Raw genomic sequence first — 19,275 nt, forward strand, 5'->3', positions numbered from 1 at the left:
TGCAGCCAAGATAGGGTTTTCGTGGCACCATGGCTAGACCCAATCGACGCACAGTTTTTAGAACCACGGAAAACACGGAACCCACGGAAACCACGATATGGACTACGGCCTGCTGGTCTCGACCTTCACGCGCCAGCTCGATGGCCGCAAGCTCACCCAGCAGCGGCTCCTGTACGAATGCCTGCGCGGCGCCATCCTCGACGGCAGGATCGCCCAGGGCAGCCAGCTGATCGCCACGCGCACGCTGGCGGCGGAGCTCGGCATGGCACGCAACTCGGTGATCTACGCCTACGAGAGCCTGGCGGCGGAAGGCTTCGTGGTGCCGACGCGGCACGGCACCACGGTGGCGCGCGTGGGCCTGGTGCAAGCCGGCCACAGCGCGGGGGCGGTCAAGCGAGCCGCGTTGTCGCAGCGCGTGCGCGGACTGCGGCGCGATGCCGACGGCATGCACGACCTGCTGCCTTTCGTGCCGGGCGTGCCCGACCTCGATGGCTTTCCGCTGGCCGCGTGGCGGCGCTGCATCGAACGCGCCTGGCGCCAGCTCGGTCCCCGCCATCTTGGCTACGGCAAGGTCGAAGGGCAGCCCGCGCTGCGCCACGCCATCGCCGAGTACCTGAAGGTCTCGCGCGGGGTGCGCTGCGACATGGACCAGGTCTTCATCACCGACGGCACGCAGACCAGCCTGGACCTGTGCGCGCGCATCCTGGCCGATGCCGGCGACACGGCCTGGATCGAGAATCCCGGCTACGGCGGCGCGCGGGCCGCCTTCCAGTCGGCCGGGCTTGTGCTCGAGCCCGTGGCGGTGGATGCGGACGGACTGGCGCCCCGCCCCGAGCAATGGCGCGACGCCCCGCCCCGGCTGATCTACATCACGCCATCCCATCAGTATCCGCTGGGCTCCATCCTCAGCCTGGAACGGCGCCTCAAGCTCATCGAAGATGCCCGCGCCGCCGGCGCCTGGGTCGTCGAGGACGACTACGACAGCGAGTTCCGCCGCGGCGGTGTGCCGCTCTCGGCCGTGCAGGGGCTCAGCGAGGATGCGCCGGTGATCTACCTGGGCACGTTCAGCAAGACCATGTTCCCGGCGCTGCGCCTGGGCTTCATGGTGGTGCCGCGCTACCTGGCCGAGACCATCGCCGGCACGCTTGGCGAAATCACCCGGCGTGGCCACGTGGCCGAGCAGATCGCCCTGGCCGACTTCATCGACAGCGGCCAGTTCGCCCGCCACCTGCGCCGCATGCGCCAGCGCTACGGACTGCGCCGCGACGCCCTGGAGGCCGCACTGGCGCGCCACCTGCGCGGCAGCTTGACGGTATCGGCCAGCGCTGGCGGCATGCACCTGTCCGCGCGCCTGGAACTGCCTCTTGCCGATACCGTGGTCACCCGCGCGGCCCGCGCGCAGGGACTGATCGTGCGGCCGCTGAGCACCTACCGCTTGCCCGGCACGCCGCTGGCGCAGTACAACGGCTTCGTGTTCGGCTATGCCGGCGTGCCGGCCGGCGCCATCGACGGGCTGATCGCGCGGCTGGCACAGGTGATCGACGCGCTGCGGGGCGAGCCGGCGTCGTAGCACGGCGCTGAACCCGTGCTTGCGAATCGGCCCGCTCGCCGCCTACATTACTTCCATGGGAGTGCCGAGCTCCCTGTGCTGGCACGCGGGCAGCGACGCCGCCAGCCGCAATCGCGTCCCAATCGCGTCCCAATCGCGTCCCAGTCGCGTCCCAGTCGCGTCCCAATCGCATCCCAAGTGGCGAACATGGCGGCATTGTCGAAGTGGTGGAGGCACCTGGCCGGCAAGCCGCTCGACCCGCTCGCGCCGGAAACCCGCCACGCGATCGCCGTGGTGCCGGTGCTGGCCTGGGTGGGGCTGGGCGCCGACGGGCTTTCCTCCTCGTGCTACGGGCCCGAGGAGGCATTCCTGGCCCTGGGCACCCACACGCCGCTGGCACTCTTCCTTGCCCTTGCCACCGCCAGCACGGTATTCATCATCGCGGTCGGCTACAACCAGGTCATCGAGCTGTTCCCCACCGGCGGCGGCGGCTACCGCGTGGCCACGGCCTTGCTGGGGCCGCGCCCCGGACTGGTGTCGGGCGCGGCGTTGCTGGTCGATTACGTGCTCACCGTCGCGACCTCGCTGGCCAGCGGCGTCGACGCGTTCTTCAGCCTGCTGCCGGTCGAGGCGCAACCCCTCAAGCTGGCAACCGAGCTGGCGATCGTGGTCATGATGACGGGGCTCAATTTCCGCGGCATGAAGGAATCGATCCTGGTGCTGATGCCGATTTTCCTGGCCTTCGTGGTCTTGCATCTCGGGCTGATCGTGTATGGCGTTGCCGCGCACGGCGATCACCTTGGCGCGGTCGTGCCCAACGCCATTGGCGAGGCGTCCGGGATGTCGCAGGCGATGGGGCCGATCGTGGTGGCTGCGCTGCTGATGCGCGCGTTCTCGCTGGGTGGCGGTACCTACACCGGGCTGGAGGCGGTTTCGAACAACGTGAACATGCTGGCCGAGCCGCGGGTGCCGAACGGCAAGTGGACGATGTTCTACATGGCGACTTCACTGGCCTTCACGGCGGGCGGGATCATCCTGCTGTATATGCTTTGGAACGCATCCCCGGTGGAGGGCAAGACGCTGAACGCCGTGGTCTTCGACCGCATCATCGACCATCTCGGCTTCGGCTCGGCATGGTCCCACCAAGCGCTGCTCGCGGCGATCCTGGCCTCGGAGGCCGGGCTGCTGCTCGTAGGGGCGCAGACCGGCTTCCTGGACGGCCCGGCGGTGCTGTCGAACATGGCGGCGGACTACTGGGTGCCGCGGCATTTCCGCGATCTCTCCGCCCGGCTGGTGCGGCAGAACGGCGTCATCGTCATGGGCGTGGCCAGCTTGCTGATCCTGCTGTGGACGCACGGCCAGGTTGCGGTCCTGGTGGTGCTGTACAGCATCAATGTGTTCCTGACCTTCAGCCTGTCGCTGCTTGGCCTGTGCATCTATTGGTGGCGCCATCGCGGCGAGCCGCGCTGGATCGTGCGCTTCGCCCTGTCCCTCTTGGGCTTGACGGTCACCGCTACGGTCCTGGTGATCACGCTGGTGGAAAAATTCACCGCCGGCGGCTGGCTGACCGTGCTGGTAACGGGCCTGGTGATCGCATTGTGCGTGCTGGTCAAGCGGCACTACACGGCCACCCGCACCGAGCTCGCCCGCGCGGATGCCCTGTTCGCAGGCAGCCCGCCGCTGGTCGATGCGAGCCGCGTGCGGCCGCTCGACCGCACAATGCCCACCGCGATCGTACTGGTGGGCAAGCACCGCGGCGCCAGCATGCATGCACTGCTCTGGGTCGAGCGCCTGTTTCCGGGACACTTCAAGAACATGATCTTCCTGGCCGTGGGAGAGGTCGATGCGCAGAGCTACGAGGGCCAGGAAACCCTGCACCACCTTCAGCAGGCGATTGGCGAGTCACTGCGCTACTACGTCGCCAATTGCCAGCGCCACGGCCTGGCGGCCGATTCGCGCGCGGCATTCGGCACAAACCCGGTGCTCGAGTTCATGACGCTGGTCGATGCCGTGACGGCGGAATACCCGAACAGCGTCTGCTTTGCCAGCAAGCTGATCTTCCAGCACGTCAATTTCCTCACCGCCAGGCTGCACAACCAGACCCCCGCCGAGCTTCAGGCACGGCTGCACCTGCAAGGAAAGCAGATGGTGCTGCTGCCGATGAACGTGGCGTGAGAGTGCCGTGAGAGTGCGAGCTACTTGACCAGCGTCACCGGCACGCTCGACATGCGTATCAGCTTGTTGGTCAGCCGTCCCGCCAGCAACGCGCCCACGGCCGTGCGCCCGGCCGTGCCCATCACGATGGCATCGCAGTCGTTCGCGGCCGCGGCCTGCGCAATGGTGTGCGCCACGTCGCCCACCTTGATCTGCGCAACATACCTGGCCCCGGCGTCGTCCAGGATGCTGCGTGCATCGCGCAGCGCGGCCTCCCCGCTCGCCTCCTCCAGCTTGCGCAACGCGGCCAGCGAGTGGAAGGCCGAGGCGCGGCCGAATTCCAGCGGCGGCTGGACATTGAGCAGGACCACCTCGGACACACAGCGGTCCCGGAACATGAAGGCGGCATGACGCACCGCATCCAGCGCGTGCGCGGAGCCGTTGACGGGTACCAGAACTCTCAGCATGTCGCCCCCTTCCCTTGTCTCGATCCTTGATCGTTTCGCGACCGGCGTGTATCGGCCAGTCATCTCGATTCCATATAAGTTCGGATCCCGCAAAGATTCTGTAAAGACACAGATGGCCGCATATTTTTTTCGTAAACATCCTTCGCCCGCGAACGCGCCGCGGCACGCCGCCTTTTTTTGTTTACGGAAATTTGACATCGGGCCCGCCCATCTTTACCGCATGATGCCGCCGGCACGGCTATAGCTAATGCAGATATCGCGCGCCCTCCCGTATCAGCCTCCGACGGGCCGGCACAGCGCTTCAGGCGACGTGGAGCACACGCTCATGAACCTCTTCCTATGGCTTCCCCTGCTGTTCGCGCTGGGCCTTGCCGGCATCGGCCTGTGCGGATTGTTCCTGCTCGGCTGCGAACGCATCTGAAGGCCGCCGGGGCGGCTCGATTGCATTGGAGATACCCACCATGACCTGGCTTGCCGCGGGCTTGTCCCTGTTCGTCTTTGTGTACCTGGTGCTGGCCCTGATCCGGCCGGAATGGTTCTAGCGCGGCGAAATTCGCCGTCACTTCCCGGAGCGACCTATGTGGACCCTCCCCCTGCTCATCCTGGCCCTCGCCATTGCCGTGTCGATCCCGCTCAGCCGCTACATGGCGTGGATCATGGATGGCAAGTACCGGCCGCTGCCGGGCCTGCGCTGGTTCGAAGCGCTCCTCGATAGCGGGCCCCAGGACTGGAAGCAATACACGCTGGCCTTGCTGGTATTCAATGGCTTGCTGTTCGTCTATGGTTACGTGGTGCTATCGCTGCAGCCCGTCACGCCGCTCAACCCGATGGGCCGCGGCATGCTGGCGCCATCGACCATCTTCAACACGGTCATCTCGTTCATCACCAATACCAACCTGCAGCACTACTCGGGCGACCAGCACCTCTCCAACTTCAGCCAGATCTTCTTCATCCTGCCGAACATGTTCCTGTCGGCGGCGGTTGGCTTGTGCGCGCTGGCAGCCATCATCCGCGCGCTGCGCGGCGAGCCCGCCCTGGGCAACTTCTTCGTGGACATGTGGCGGGTGGTGATCTACATGTTCTTGCCGGCGGCGCTGGTGTGCGGCGTGATCTTCATCCAGCAAGGCACGCCCATGACCTACCAGAGCGCGTACCAGGTGAGCACGCTGGAGCCAGCCGCGATGGGCACGGCCGACAATGGCGAGCCCAAGACGCAGACCATCATCGTCGGCCCGGTCGCGGCGGTGGTGCCGATCAAGATGCTCGGCACCAATGGCGGTGGCTTCTATGGCATGAACGCGGCGCATCCTTTTGAAAACCCGACGGCGGCCAGCAATGTGCTGACCACCGTTGCCATGATGGTGTTCCCGTTCGCGCTCGTGCTGATGTACGGCCGCATGCTCGGGCGGCTGCGCCACGCCGTGGTGATCTACGGCGTGATGCTGACCATGATGGTCAGCCTGATCGGCTGGACGATCTACTGGGACGCCTTGCAGCCCAATCCCGCGCTGACGCCGCATCCGGTGGCACGCAGCTACCCGATGCCCGGCAAGGCAGCGGGCTCGCCCGCCATGCTGACGATACCGGCGCTGCCCGCACTGCCGGTGGACCAGCACCTGGGCAACCTGGAAGGCAAGGAACTACGCTTTGGCACTTCCGCCGGCGCGACCTTTGCCGCCATCACGACGGATGTGACCTGCGGCGCCGTCAATGCCGAGCACGACAGCCTGCATCCGATGGCGGGGCTCGCGCCGCTGATCGGCATGTGGATCAATTGCGTGTTCGGCGGCAAGGGCGTCGGCATGATCAACCTGTTGCTGTTCCTGATCGTGGGCGTGTTCCTGGCGGGACAGATGGTGGGCCGCACACCGGAGTACCTGGGACGCAAGGTCGGCGCGCGCGAAATGAAGCTGGCCATGATCGCGCTGCTGATCCATCCGATCCTGATCCTGGGCCCCACCGGCATCGTCTCCGCGACCGACTGGGGCCCCAAGGCCGCGCCCAATGCCGGCCCGCACGCCTTCACCGAGATCACCTACCAGTTCTCCTCGGCCTCGGCCAACAATGGATCCGCCTTCGATGGACTGGCAGTCAGCTATGGCCCCAACGCCAACCCGGCCCCGCCACCGTCGGCCGTGCCGCTGGACGTGTCGACCGGCCTGGTGATGCTGTTCAGCCGTTACCTGCCGATCATCGCGCCGATCGCCATGGCGGTCTTCCTCGGGCGCAAGAAGGTGGCGCCGACGACCTTGGGCACCATGCGCGACAACACCCTGACCTTCGGCCTGCTGCTGCTGGGCACCATTGCCATCGTGGGTGCGCTGCTGTTCCTGCCGGTAGCAGCGCTTGGGCCTCTGGCCGAGTATCTCGGGCCGATCCCGTTCGGGGGTTAGCCAGGGAGCGCCCCCGGTTGCAGTTTTGCAGTGATGCCTCTATCGAAGGAACCCTGTCATGGCTAGCATCAAGACACCTCACGATGCGGTTGCCGGCCTGCCCACCGGGCTGAAGCCGTCGCGCAGCCTGATGCCGCACGAACTCTTCCCCTGGCCGCTGGTGCGCACCGCCATGTGGGAGGCGGTGCTGGCGCTGCGGCCGGACGTGCAATGGAAAAACCCGGTGATGTTCGTGGTGGAGCTCGGTGCGCTGCTGACCCTGTTCTACACCGTGCAAGTGGCGCTTGGCCACGCCGTGAGCCAGGTTCCGCTGACCTACTTCGTCGCGCTCGATGGCTGGCTGTGGGCGACCGTGCTGTTTGCCAATTTCGCCACGGCCATCGCCGAGGAGCGCGGCAAGGCACAGGCAGAATCCATGCGCCGTACGCGCCACGACACGGTGGCCTACCGGCTGCAGGGCGATCGCGTGGAGACCGTCAGATCGACCAAGCTGGTGCCGGGCGACCTGGTGATCGTCAAGGCCTGGCAGATCATCCCCAGCGACGGCGAAGTGGTCGAGGGCGCGGCGGCGGTGGACGAATCCGCCATCACCGGCGAGTCCGCGCCGGTGATCCGCGAGTTCGGCGGCGACCGCACCGGCGTGACCGGCGGCACCATGGTGATCTCCGACGAAATCACCATCCGCATCACCGCGCGCGCCGGCGACACCTTCATCGACCACATGATCCGCCTGGTGGAAGGCGCGGTACGGCAACGCACACCGAACGAGATCGCGCTGACGCTGGTCCTGTCCGCCTTCACCCTGATCTTCCTGATCGTGGTGGTGCCACTGTGGCCGATGGCCCTGAACGCCGAGCAGTACATGACGTCGTACCTCGGGCTGGCCACGCCGCTCAAGAGCCTGGGCACCGATATCCCGACCCTGGTGGCCCTGCTGGTATGCCTGATCCCCACCACCATCGGCGCCCTGCTCGCGGCCATCGGCATCGCCGGCATGGACCGGGCGATGCGCGCCAATATCATTGCCAAGAGCGGCAAGGCGGTCGAGGTGGCGGGCGATATCGACACCGTGGTGCTCGACAAGACCGGCACCATCACTGTGGGCAATCGCCGCGCCACCCAGTTCCTGCCCGTGGCCACCTGCTCCGAGGCCGAGCTGCAGCGGCTGGCGGCGCTCGCCTCCGCCGGCGACCAGACTCCCGAGGGCAAGAGCATCGTGACGGCAGCCCTTGGCCGCAGCGCCAATGCACCGCCCCATGGCACCATCATCGTGCCCTTCTCGGCGCAGAGCCGCATGAGCGGCATCGACCTGCCGGATGGGAGCGTGCTGCGCAAGGGGGCGCCGGATGCGGTCCTGGCCCACGTCGGCAAGCTCGGCGGCACGGTGCCGCCCGGACTGGACGCCATGCTCAGGATGATCGGCGGCAAGGGCGCCACGCCGCTGGTGGTGGCCTCCGGCAATGCCATCCTCGGCGTGGTGGTGCTGGAGGACGTGCTCAAGGAAGGCATCCGCGAGCGCATCCTGCACCTGCGCAAGATGGGACTGCATACCGTGATGGTGACCGGCGACAACGCCCTCACCGCCGCCACGATTGCGGACCTCGCAGGCGTGGATGAATTCATCGCGCAAGCGACGCCGGAGGCCAAGCTCACCTACCTGCGGCGCGAACAGGCCGAGGGCAAGCTGGTGGCCATGATGGGCGACGGCACCAACGACGCCCCGGCCCTGGCCCAGGCCGATGTCGGCCTGGCCATGAATTCCGGCACCCAGGCCGCCAAGGAGGCCGGCAATATGGTCGACCTCGACAGCGACCCGACCAAGCTGATCGAAGTGGTCGAGATCGGCAAGCAGTTGCTGATGACCCGCGGCGCGCTGACCACGTTCTCCATCGCCAACGACGTGGCGAAGTACTTCGCCATCGTGCCGGCGCTGTTCGCGGGCACGCTGCCGTGGCTCAAGGGGATGGACGTGATGCAACTGCACTCGCCCACCTCGGCCATCCTCTCGGCGGTGATCTTCAACGCGCTCATCATCCCGATGCTGATCCCGATCGCGCTCAAGGGCGTCACCTACCGGCCGCTGGGTGCCGATGCCCTGCTGCGGCGCAACCTCCTGGTGTGGGGGCTGGGCGGCGTGGTGGTGCCTTTCATCGGCATCAAGTTGATCGACCTGCTGCTGGTGGCGCTGCAGCTGGCGGGCTGAGGCTCGTGCCACGAAAGGACACGAAAGGACATGAAAGGAGAAAGCCATGTTTCGCCATGTCATCAAGAGCATAGGGTTGCTGGTCAGCGTGGTGGTGGTGGTGTGCGGCCTCTATCCGGCCGCGCTGTGGGTCATCGGCCAGAGCGCGTTTCCCTTCCAGGCCAACGGCAGCATGGTCGCCGGCCCCGATGGCAAGCTGGTCGGTTCCCTGCTGATCGCGCAGCCGTTCAGCAAGGACGAATACTTCCAGCCGCGCCCATCGGCGGTCTCGTACGACGCCTCCGCCTCGGGCTCGTCGTCGCTGGCGCCCAGCAACTACGCGCTGCGCGACCGCGTGGCGCGCTCGCTCGGACCGGTGGCGCGCTATGGCAGCGGGCCGCAGCAGGGTCAAGCGGTGGGGCCGGATGTGGAACGGTGGTTCCAGGCCGACCGCTTCCAGGGGCAGCCGCACCTGGTTGCGCAGTGGGCGCAGGCGCACGGCAGCCTGGCGCAAGCCTGGGTCAGCGCCAGCCCGGCGCATGGCGCCTATGTCGACACTTGGGCAAAGCACAACCCGCAACGGGTGGCGGCGTGGGTCAAGGACAATCCAGGCACGCCACAACCCAAGGCAGCCGACCTGGCCGTACCCTTCTTCGAAGCCTTCTCCATCGCGCAACCCGGCAGGTTCCCAAGTGACGTTTCCCATCCCGGCGCGGACGGCAAGACCGTCAGCACGGTCGAGGCCGTGCGGGAAGGCAGCGACATCCAGTCGGTCTTCTTCGACATGTGGCGGCAGGACCATCCGCAAGCCGACATCGCGCCGGTGCCCGCCGACATGGTCACCACCTCCGGCTCCGGCCTGGACCCCGACATCACCCTGGCTAACGCACTATTCCAGCTCGAGCGCGTCGCGGGCGCATGGGCGCGCGATACCAAGCGCGACGCCGGCCCGGTGCGCCAGGAAATCGCAGACCTGTTGCAGCAGCGGGCCAAGGCCCCCCTTGGCGGCCTGGCCGGCGAGCCGATGGTCAATGTGCTGGCCATCAACCTCGAACTGCGCAAGCGCTACGGCCAACCGGCAGGCTAGCGCGGGCTGCCGGCTCGCGCGGACCCCGCCCCTTCCCGCCCCTTCCCCCTTCCTGCACCCTTCTGTCCCCTTCTCGCCCCCTTCGGCGCCCGGCTCGCAGTAAAATGCCGGTTTTATCCGCGCCCGCCCATCCACGGCGCCTGCCGCGCACGCCGCGCCAGGCCCGCGGGCCGCCGGAGTACCCGAAAACAGGTGGTTTCGCCAAAACCGCCCGAGAGGATTGCATGTCCGTAGAACCCCGACAGTCCGCCAAGACCGAGCCCAAGGCCGGCAACGCGGAAAAGCACACGCCCATGATGGCGCAGTACCTCGGCCTGAAAGCCGACCATCCGGACACCTTGCTGTTCTACCGGATGGGCGACTTCTACGAGCTCTTCCACGACGATGCCGAAAAGGCCTCGCGCCTGCTCGACATCACCCTGACATCGCGCGGCAGCTCCAACGGCGTGCCGATCCGCATGGCCGGGATCCCCTTCCATTCGGTGGACCAATACCTCGCGCGGCTGGTCAAGCTGGGCGAATCGGTGGCGATCTGCGAGCAGATCGGCGACCCGGCCACCAGCAAGGGGCCGGTGGAGCGCAAGGTGGTGCGCATCGTCACGCCGGGCACGTTGACCGACGCGGCGCTGCTGCCGGACAAGGTCGATACCTACCTGATGGCGGTGCACCAGCAAACCACGCGCCGCGGCGTGAGCAAGACCGGGCTGGCCTGGCTCAACCTGGCCAGCGGCGAGTTGCGCCTGATGGAGTGCGATGTCGCGCAGTTCGGCCGCGAACTGGAGCGGATCCGCCCGGCGGAGCTGCTGTATGCCGATGGCATCGAGCTGCCTGCGCTGGAGTGCGCGCGCACCCGGCTGCCGGAATGGCATTTCGACCAGGAAGCCGGCACCCGCCGCCTGCGCGAGCAACTCGGCGTGGCCAGCCTCGATCCGTTCGGCTGTGCCGGGCTGGGCGCGGCGCTGGGCGCCGCCGGCGCGCTGCTGAACTACGCGGCCACAACCCAGGGACAGTCGCTGCGCCACGTGAAGGGCGTGACGGTCGAGCGCGAATCCGAATTCGTTGGCCTGGACACCGCCACGCGGCGCAACCTGGAACTGACCGAGACCCTGCGCGGCGGCGAGTCGCCGACGCTGTTCTCGCTGCTGGACACCTGCGCCACCGCCATGGGCAGCCGCCTGCTGCGCCACTGGCTGCACCATCCGCTGCGCGACAGCACCATCCCGCAGGCGCGCCAGCAAGCCATCGGCGCGCTGATCGGCCAAGGCACCGATGCGCTGCGCGCGGCGCTGCGCCGGCTGTCCGACGTGGAGCGCATTACCGCGCGCCTCGCCCTGATGAATGCGCGCCCGCGCGACCTGTCCTCGCTGCGCGACACGCTGACCGCCCTGCCCGACGTGCAGGCCTGCCTGCGCGCCGACGATGCCGCGCCGTTGCTCAACCAGACGCTGACGGAACTGGCGGTGCCGTGGGAATGCCATGCCCTGCTGGCCAGCGCGGTGGCGCCGGAGCCGGCCACCGTGATCCGCGATGGCGGCGTGATCGCCCGCGGCTACGATGCCACGCTCGACGAGCTGCGCGATATCTCCGAGAACTGCGGCCAGTTCCTGGTGGAACTGGAAGCCCGCGAGCGCACCCGCACCGGCATCGCCAACCTGCGCGTGGAATACAACCGCGTGCATGGCTTCTATATCGAGGTGACCAACGGCCAGGCCGACAAGGTCCCCGACGACTACCGCCGCCGCCAGACGCTGAAGAACGCCGAGCGCTACATCACGCCCGAGCTCAAGGTCTTCGAGGACAAGGCCCTGTCCGCGCAGGACCGCGCGCTGGTGCGCGAGAAGCAGCTGTATGACGCGTTGCTGCAGCAGTTGCTGCCGCATATCGGCGAGTTGCAGCGGGTCGCCGGCGCGCTGGCGCGCCTGGACGTCCTCGCGGCGCTGGCCGAGCGCGCGCAGACGCTGGACTGGACCCAGCCCGAGCGCGTCGCCGAGAACGTGATCGACCTCACCCAGGGCCGCCACCCGGTCGTGGAGGGCCAGCTCGCAGCGGAATCCGTGCCGTTCATCGCCAACGATTGCCAGCTGACGGAAGCGCGCAAGCTGCTGCTGATCACCGGCCCGAACATGGGCGGTAAATCGACCTTCATGCGCCAGACCGCGCTGATCGTGCTGCTGGCTTGCGTGGGCGCCTATGTGCCGGCGCGGCGCGCGGTGATCGGCCCGATCGACCGCATCTTCACCCGCATCGGCGCCGCCGACGACCTGGCGGGCGGGCGCTCCACCTTCATGGTGGAAATGACCGAGGCCGCCAGCATCCTGCACAACGCCACGCCGGCCAGCCTGGTGCTGATGGACGAGATCGGCCGCGGCACGTCGACCTTCGACGGCCTCGCGCTGGCATGGGCGATTGCGCGCCACCTGCTGGCGCACAACCGCAGCCATACGCTGTTTGCCACCCATTACTTCGAGCTGACGCAGCTGCCGCAGGAGTTCACGCAGGCGGCCAATGTCCACCTGTCCGCGGTCGAGCATGGCGACGGCATCGTCTTCCTGCACGCCGTGCAGGACGGGCCCGCCAGCCAGAGCTACGGCCTGCAGGTGGCGCAGCTGGCAGGCGTGCCGCAGCCCGTGATCCGGGCTGCGCGCAAGCACCTGGCCTGGCTGGAGCAACAGTCGGCGGACGCCACGCCCACGCCGCAGCTGGACCTGTTCGCCGCGCCGCCCTCGCCCCCGGACGATGACGACGACTACCTGGAACAAGCCGAAGGCAATGGCGAGCGCATTGGCGATGGCCAGACGGTCAACGCGATCTCTGCGCAGCAGGCCGCGCTGCTCGACGCGGTGGCCGAGCTTGACCCGGACAGTCTGACGCCGCGCGACGCGCTCGATGCGCTCTATCGGCTGCGCGCGCTCGCCAAGGATGCTGTAGCCACCGCATGACGCCCATCGGGATCGTGCGCCAGCGCTGGCAGCGCCTGGCCGGACTGGCCATGCTCGGCGTGTTGCTGGCGCTGCCTGCGCTGCCGGGCCAGGCGCTGGCGAACCGCGCCCGGGTTCCGGCTCAGGTTCCGGCCGCGGAAACGATACGCGTGGCCCTAATCGCCGACCAGCCGCAGTGGCCGGCCGCCGAAGCGGGCACCGCCCGCCTGCTCGAATTCCTGGCCGCGCGGCGGCTGGAATTTGTCGTCCATCTGGGCGGCATCAAGGGCGATACCGAATCCTGCGGCGACACCTTGCTTTCCGCTCGCCAGCGGCTGCTCGACCAGTCGCCCCTGCCGCTCGTCTACCTGCCAGGCGAGACCGACTGGGCGGAATGCGCTCGCGCCGCCAACGGGCGCTTCGATGCGGTGGAGCGGCTGAACCGCCTGCGCGAGCTGTTCTATCCGGCCGATACCACGCTGGGCCAGCGGGTGCTGCCGCTGATGCGGCAGTCCGAGCAGGCAACCTTTCGCAGCTATCGGGAAAACGTGCGCTGGCACGCTGGCAGCGTCATGCTGGTGGGGTTGAACCTGCCGGGCGACAACAATCACTATCGCTCGGAAGGCGGGCGCAACGGCGAGTTCGAGGATCGCCGCGAGGCCAACCGCCAATGGCTGGCGCGCGCGTTTTCGCTGGCACAGCAGCAGAACCTGCCCGGCATCGTGCTGCTCACGCATGCCGACCCGCAGTTCGGCAACGGCTGGGAGCAGCGCGGCAATCCCTCCCTGTTCGACGGTTTCCTGCGCCGGCGCGCGCGCGATGGCTTCCTGGAGTTCAAGCGCCAGCTGCGCGAGCTGGCCGGACGCTACCGGGGCCAGGTCCTGCTGGTGCATACCGGCCTGGGCGGCTTCGGCATCGACAGGCCGATGAAAGATGCCAGCGGCAAGACGCTGCGCAATGTTTCCCGCGTGGTGTTGCCAAGCGGCGCGCCCGGCCAGTACACGGAACTGGCGATCACGCCGGGGTCGCCTTCGCTGTTTGAAGTCACGCTCAAGGATGGCCCCGAGGCGGAATGAATGGCGTCAGTCCAACCCCGCGAGCACAAAGAAAAAGCCGGCGATGCCGGCTTTATTCGTGGGACCTTCCGCGAGGGCTCGCGCGCGTCGCGCACTCAGTGCAGCGTGCGGCTGCTGTCGCCTTCGTCGTCCTCATCCTCGTCCACGACTTCGATGCCCGAGGCACCGTGCGCGTGGCCGTGCTGCACTTCGTCGGCCGTGGCTTCGCGGACTTCCGCTACCTGCAGCCAGAAACGCAGTGCCATGCCGGCCAGCGGATGGTTGCCATCCAGCACGACCTTGTCTTGGGCCACGTCGGTCACGGTGTAGATGATCGAGTCTTCGTCGTCGCCGTCTTCGGGCACGCCTTCGAACTGCATGCCGACTTCCAGCGGCTCGGGGAAACGGTCGCGCGGCTCTACCTTGACCATATCGGCGTCGTAATCGCCGAAGGCTTCCTCGGGCTCGAGCTGCAGCTGGGTTTCGAAGCCGGCTTCATGGCCTTCCAGCGCTTCCTCGATCTTGGGGAACGTGCCATCATATCCGCCGTGCAAGTAAACCATCGGCTCATCCGACTCCTCGATCAGATTGCCCTGCGCATCCGACAGCTTGTACACCACGGATACCACCGTGTTCTTAGCGATTTTCAATTCTTGACTCCATGAACGATTCCGCATTATACGCGCAGGCCTTGCCCCCCGGCCCCGTCGATCCTGACGCGCCGCTCACCCTCCTGGGTGGCATGACGCCAGCTGCTTTCATGCGCGATATCTGGCACCGCAAACCCCTGCTGATTCGACAAGCCGTACCGGGAATCGTGCCGCCGGTATCGCGCGAGTCGCTTTTCCAACTGGCCGACCGCGACGATGTCGAGTCGCGCCTGGTGTCGCACTTTCGCAACCGCTGGAAGCTCGAGCAAGGCCCCTTCGCCGCTGACAACCTGCCCTCCCTGAAAGCCCGTCAATGGTCGCTGCTGGTGCAGGGCGTTAACCTCCACGATAGTGCAGCCGCGGACTTGCTGGGGCAATTCCGTTTCGCCCCGGATGCGCGCCTGGACGACCTGATGGTCAGCTACGCCACCGACGGCGGCGGCGTGGGCCCGCACTTCGATTCCTACGACGTTTTTCTCTTGCAAGTATCGGGCCGGCGGCGCTGGCGCATCTCGTCCCAGACCAAGCTCGACCTGGTCCCGGACCTGCCGCTCAAGATCCTGGCGGACTTCACGGCCGAAGAGGAATGGGTGCTGGAGCCAGGCGACATGCTGTACCTGCCACCTCAGTACGCCCACGACGGCGTGGCCGAGGGCGAGTGCATGACATACTCGGTCGGTTTTCGCGCACCGGCCTACCGCGAGCTGGCGGGGCACTTCCTGGCCTGGTTGTCGGAAACGGTCGAGGACAACGAGGACCTGAGCGGACGCTACGCTGACCCCGGCGAGCCGGCAACGGCACATCCGGCCCAGCTGCCGGCCAAGATGGTGCGGGCGGTGACCGAAAAACTGAGCGCCCTCCGTTGGTCGGGTAGCATGGTTTCGGAGTTTCTGGGCGCGCATCTATCGGAGCCCAAGCCTGGCGTGGAGTTTGCGGAAATACCCGAAATCACGCTGAAGAAATACAACAAACTCGCCTTGTCTCACGGCGTAGTACTTGCGCCGGGATCCATTGCGTTGTATGACCGCACCCATTTCTTTATCAATGGCGAAGCCTACGAACCGCCCTCGGCGCTGGCGCGCTGGCTGCGCCTGCTGGCGGACCAGCGCTGCCTGAGCGCCGCGGAAGTGGCTGCCTGCGCGGATCTGCCGGATCTGATGGAGACTTTCCATCACTGGGCGCTGGAAGGCTGGCTGCAATTCGGACCCGCGTCGCTGTAATAATCCGTAACAACCAAAAACAGGAAAAGACAGCGCTACACAAGCCGGGAAAACGCGGATATAATCACCGGCTGGCTAGTACTGTGTACCACTGCATTTGTCGGCACCCGGGAGAGCCTCTATTTTGCAGTTCAAGAGCGATAATTACCGGTAATTATTCATCGCCTGTTTTTCTGTTATTAAAGTTAAAGGACGAACAATGAAGAAGTCTCTCCTGATCGCATCGCTGCTCGCCGCCGTTGCTCTCGCCGCTTGCGGCAAGAAAGAAGAAGCCGCTGCTCCGGCACCGGAAGCTTCGGCTCCGGCCGCTGCCGCTCCGGCTGCTGCTGCCGAAGCATCGGCTGCTGCTGCTGACGCAACGGCTGCTGCTTCGAGCGCAGCGACCTCGGCTGCTGAAGCTTCCGGCGCGGCTGCTGACGCATCGGCTGCAGCTGCTAAGCAGTAATCGGTCTCGACCGATAAAAAAGCCGACCTTCGGGTCGGCTTTTTTTACGTCTGCAGCATCTGCACTTGCAGGTTTCGTCGGCGTATTGCCCGCCCCGCCTCAGGCTCTGACCGGCTGCCAGTCCAGCCCCTCGTGCTGGTCCGCCACCAGGATTTCGTCGGGCGACACGCCAAGCACGGTCGCCAGTGCCTGGGTAGCCAGTTCCCGGGTATTGTTCTGCTGGCTCAGGTGCGCGGCCACCACGCGCTGCAGCCCCGCATGCGCCACCCGCTCCAGGATGCCGGCCGCAACTTCATTGGCAAGGTGGCCAAAGTCGCCACCGATGCGCCGCTTCAGCGAATACGGATAGGCGGAATTGCGCAGCATCTCCCGATCATGGTTGCACTCCAGCACCAGCGCATGCACCCCAGCCAGCCGCGCGGTGACGTAAGGCGTCCCCATGCCGGCATCGGTCAGCACGCCCAGGCGGGCGTCGCCGTCACTTAGCACGAACTGCAATGGCTCGCGCGCATCGTGCGGCACGGTGTACGGGAGTATGTGGAGGCTGCCGATCAGCAGCGGATGGTCGGCACCGCACACGCGCACGTCGGCCTTGTCCGCCCCGCGCATATGCGAGGTGGCAAGCCAGGTGCCGTGGCTGGTGTGCACCGGCAAATCGTGACGGGAAGCAAAGGCGTAGGCCGAGCCGACATGATCGCCGTGCTCATGGGTGACCAGCACGGCATCGAGCTGGTCCGGCGTGACGCCAAGCCGCTCGAGCCGCCGTGCGGTTTCTCGAATGCCAAATCCGCAATCGAGCAGCACCCTGGTCGTGGTGATGCCCTCTTGCGACTCGATCAACAGGGAATTGCCCTCGCTGCCGCTACCGAGGAAGGCAAAGCGCATCATGCGCCTGCCTCCCCTTGCAGCCCGGCAGGCCACCCCGCGGCCGGGCGCCGCGGGCTGGTTTGCGTGACCCGCACGCCGGTCAGCGCAGTTGCTCGTCGAGCAAGGAAAGGATGCGCTTGCCGACTTCGGTGCCTTCCGGCTGGCCCGCATCGTTCTGCACCGTCACGGTCGTGCCGGTGCCGTCGCCCTTCAGCGCCACGCGATATTTCTTCGCCTTCTTGCTGTCTTCGGTGCCGGTCTTGGTGAACAGCTTGGAGAAGAAGCCACGATTGTCCACGGTGTCGCGCGGGTCGACATAGCGCACGTAGTACACGCCCTGCGCGCGGTCCCGGTCTTCTACCGTGAAGTTCACGCGGTCCAGTGCCAGGCCGACCGAGCGCCAGGCGCGGTCGAACGGCTCGGACAGCTGCAATGCCTGGCTGCCATTGACCTGGGTCAGGTTGGAATTGGCGCTAGGCGCAGCACCCTTTGCGGCTGCCGCCGTCGTGCCCGCAGCAGCGGCTGCCGGTGCGGCGGGGTCCTTGGCCATGCGGTCGGCCTGCTCCTTCTGCACGCCCAGGCGCTGCGCGAAGCGCGAAAGGAATTCGGCTTCCAGCTCAGGATCGGAGGGGCGCGGCGTCCAGATCGTGTTCGACTTGTCGATGCCGGTCAGCTGTTCCTGCGCGCCGCGATGGCTGATGAAGACTTCAAGGTTGCCGTTCTGCGAGCGCTCCACGCGCGTGCGGAACTTGTCGCGCTCGGACGTCGAGTACAGGCCATCGAAGACCTTGCCGATCGTATTGCGGATGAAATCCTGCGGGATCTTGGCGCGGTTCTCGGCCCAGTCGGTTTCCATGATGCCGGTCTCGGGCGAGTCCTGCACCAGCAGGAAACCGCTCTCCTGCCAGAATTCACGCATCGACTGCCACAGCTTGTCCGCCGGCATGCCGTTGCTGATCACCAGCCAGCGCTGGTTGCCGTCGCGCTCCATGCGGATGCCTTGCGTGGAGGGCAGCACGTTCTCGCTACCGGCCTGCTGTTGCACGGTCTTGGTCGCCTGGTTGTAGGTCGACAGCGTGGAGGTGCCGTTCTGATCCGGCACGGAGTAGCGGCGATCGCCTTCGATCTTGGTCAGGTCCGGCGGCACGTCCAGCGTGGAGGTGCGCTTGGCAGCGGACTTGTAGTCGATCTTGTCGGGCGCCATCGCGTCGTTGATGCTGCTGCAACCGGACATCGCGCTTGCCACTAGCACGGGCAAGATCAGGGCGGCACGGCCAACTTGCGTTGCACCGTGGCGGTTAAGCTTGAGTTTCATTGACACGCAATCCTAGTTGATGGGATGACGGCAAAACACCGGACGATCAGCCGAGCAGGCCGGCCGCCGACAGCGCCTTGCGCACCGCTTCGTGGTATTCCGTTGACAGCGGGGTGAGCGGGAGGCGGATACCGCCCTGCATCTTGCCCATTTGCTGGAGCGCCCACTTGACGGGAATCGGGTTGGCCTCGACGAACATCGCCTTGTTCAGCGCAACCAGTTCCATATGGATGCGACGCGCGGTGATAGCGTCGCCCTTCAGGGCACCCACGCACAATTCGTGCATCTTGCGTGGCGCCACGTTGGCCGTGACCGAGATATTGCCATGACCACCCAGCAGCATCAGGGCAATCGCGGTGGGATCGTCGCCACTGTAGATGGCGAAGCCTTCCGGCGCATCCTTGATCAGCTGCGCGGCGCGGTCGATGTTGCCGGTCGCTTCCTTCACGCCAATGATGCCCGGCACCTGCGCCAGGCGCAGGATGGTGTCGTGCTGCATGTCGGCCACGGTACGGCCCGGCACGTTGTACAGCACAACCGGCAGTTCCACCGCTTCCGCGATCGTGCGGAAATGGCGGTACATGCCCTCCTGGGTGGGCTTGTTGTAGTAGGGCACCACCTGCAGCGACGCATCGGCGCCGACCTGCTTGGCGAACGCGGTCAGCTCGATCGCTTCCTTGGTCGAGTTGCCGCCGGTGCCGGCGATGATCGGGATGCGCTTGTCGGCCTGCTCCACGGCAACGCGGATCAGCTCGCAATGCTCATCCACGTTCACCGTGGGAGACTCGCCGGTGGTGCCGACGATCACAATGCCATCGGTGCCCTCGGCCACGTGCCAGTCGACCAGGGCGCGCAGCGCGGGGAAATCCAGGCTGCCATCTTCCTGCATCGGCGTCACGATAGCGACGATGCTGCCGTTAATCTGTGTCATAACGTTTGAGAATTCGAGAAACGAATACCGCGATTGTACCGG

The 19,275-nt window shown here is 66.5% G+C and carries 15 protein-coding genes; 10 read left to right on the forward strand and 5 right to left on the reverse strand.

The features are described from left to right. Window positions 1–97 precede the first annotated feature (97 nt). On the forward strand, window positions 98–1,570 hold the full coding sequence (locus tag ACGLHR_RS18050; RefSeq protein ID WP_400095630.1) for a PLP-dependent aminotransferase family protein: 1,473 nt from the start codon (window positions 98–100) through the stop codon (window positions 1,568–1,570). Window positions 1,571–1,756: 186 nt separating this feature from the next. Then, window positions 1,757–3,724, forward strand: coding sequence for an APC family permease (locus ACGLHR_RS18055; protein WP_400095632.1), 1,968 nt, complete (start codon window positions 1,757–1,759; stop codon window positions 3,722–3,724). A gap of 20 nt (window positions 3,725–3,744) precedes the next feature. On the opposite strand, the gene ACGLHR_RS18060 is transcribed toward ACGLHR_RS18055, so the two are convergent. Continuing rightward, the gene (locus tag ACGLHR_RS18060) at window positions 3,745–4,170 is read right to left on the reverse strand and encodes a universal stress protein (RefSeq protein WP_267606147.1); all 426 of its coding nucleotides are present in this window, start codon (window positions 4,168–4,170) and stop codon (window positions 3,745–3,747) included. Window positions 4,171–4,616: 446 nt separating this feature from the next. Here ACGLHR_RS18060 and ACGLHR_RS18065 point away from each other — a divergent pair, with 446 nt between their 5' ends. From ACGLHR_RS18065 to ACGLHR_RS18090, 6 genes are all read left to right on the forward strand, one after another. After that, window positions 4,617–4,712 carry a potassium-transporting ATPase subunit F gene (locus tag ACGLHR_RS18065; protein ID WP_267606146.1) on the forward strand — a complete coding sequence of 32 codons (96 nt, stop codon included), beginning with the start codon at window positions 4,617–4,619 and terminating at the stop codon, window positions 4,710–4,712. A 36-nt stretch (window positions 4,713–4,748) separates the two neighbouring features. After that, the gene (gene kdpA / locus ACGLHR_RS18070) at window positions 4,749–6,563 is read left to right on the forward strand and encodes a potassium-transporting ATPase subunit KdpA (protein WP_400095635.1); all 1,815 of its coding nucleotides are present in this window, start codon (window positions 4,749–4,751) and stop codon (window positions 6,561–6,563) included. A 58-nt stretch (window positions 6,564–6,621) separates the two neighbouring features. Then, window positions 6,622–8,766, forward strand: coding sequence for a potassium-transporting ATPase subunit KdpB (gene kdpB / locus ACGLHR_RS18075; protein WP_400095637.1), 2,145 nt, complete (start codon window positions 6,622–6,624; stop codon window positions 8,764–8,766). Between the two features lie 46 nt (window positions 8,767–8,812). Continuing rightward, window positions 8,813–9,832, forward strand: coding sequence for a potassium-transporting ATPase subunit C (locus ACGLHR_RS18080; RefSeq protein ID WP_400095639.1), 1,020 nt, complete (start codon window positions 8,813–8,815; stop codon window positions 9,830–9,832). Between the two features lie 224 nt (window positions 9,833–10,056). Next, window positions 10,057–12,771: a DNA mismatch repair protein MutS gene (mutS, locus tag ACGLHR_RS18085; RefSeq protein WP_400095640.1), complete on the forward strand. Its 2,715-nt coding sequence runs from the start codon at window positions 10,057–10,059 to the stop codon at window positions 12,769–12,771. Further along, a complete protein-coding gene (locus ACGLHR_RS18090; protein WP_400095641.1) occupies window positions 12,768–13,826 on the forward strand; it encodes a hypothetical protein in 1,059 nt (352 codons plus the stop codon). The genes mutS and ACGLHR_RS18090 overlap by 4 nt, the downstream gene beginning before the upstream one ends. 95 nt (window positions 13,827–13,921) lie before the next feature. Here the strand turns inward: ACGLHR_RS18090 and ACGLHR_RS18095 are convergent, their stop codons facing one another. Beyond that, window positions 13,922–14,455, reverse strand: a complete 534-nt coding sequence (locus tag ACGLHR_RS18095) for a peptidylprolyl isomerase (protein WP_267606142.1) — start codon at window positions 14,453–14,455, stop codon at window positions 13,922–13,924. Window positions 14,456–14,466: 11 nt separating this feature from the next. Here ACGLHR_RS18095 and ACGLHR_RS18100 point away from each other — a divergent pair, with 11 nt between their 5' ends. Both ACGLHR_RS18100 and ACGLHR_RS18105 read left to right on the forward strand, forming a co-directional pair. Next, the gene (locus ACGLHR_RS18100) at window positions 14,467–15,675 is read left to right on the forward strand and encodes a JmjC domain-containing protein (protein ID WP_400095644.1); all 1,209 of its coding nucleotides are present in this window, start codon (window positions 14,467–14,469) and stop codon (window positions 15,673–15,675) included. 199 nt (window positions 15,676–15,874) lie between these two features. Next, window positions 15,875–16,120 (forward strand): hypothetical protein, encoded by a 246-nt coding sequence (locus ACGLHR_RS18105; protein WP_400095646.1) that lies wholly within the window; start codon window positions 15,875–15,877, stop codon window positions 16,118–16,120. A gap of 99 nt (window positions 16,121–16,219) precedes the next feature. On the opposite strand, the gene ACGLHR_RS18110 is transcribed toward ACGLHR_RS18105, so the two are convergent. The 3 genes from ACGLHR_RS18110 to dapA form a co-directional block, all read right to left on the reverse strand. Beyond that, window positions 16,220–17,008, reverse strand: a complete 789-nt coding sequence (locus ACGLHR_RS18110; RefSeq protein WP_400095647.1) for an MBL fold metallo-hydrolase — start codon at window positions 17,006–17,008, stop codon at window positions 16,220–16,222. 79 nt (window positions 17,009–17,087) lie between these two features. Next, a complete protein-coding gene (gene bamC / locus ACGLHR_RS18115; protein WP_400095649.1) occupies window positions 17,088–18,302 on the reverse strand; it encodes an outer membrane protein assembly factor BamC in 1,215 nt (404 codons plus the stop codon). A 46-nt stretch (window positions 18,303–18,348) separates the two neighbouring features. Then, window positions 18,349–19,233 (reverse strand): 4-hydroxy-tetrahydrodipicolinate synthase, encoded by an 885-nt coding sequence (dapA, locus tag ACGLHR_RS18120; protein ID WP_400095651.1) that lies wholly within the window; start codon window positions 19,231–19,233, stop codon window positions 18,349–18,351. Window positions 19,234–19,275 lie beyond the last annotated feature (42 nt).

Source organism: Cupriavidus sp. CuC1 (genome assembly GCF_044627735.1).
Lineage (GTDB): Bacteria > Pseudomonadota > Gammaproteobacteria > Burkholderiales > Burkholderiaceae > Cupriavidus > Cupriavidus ulmosensis.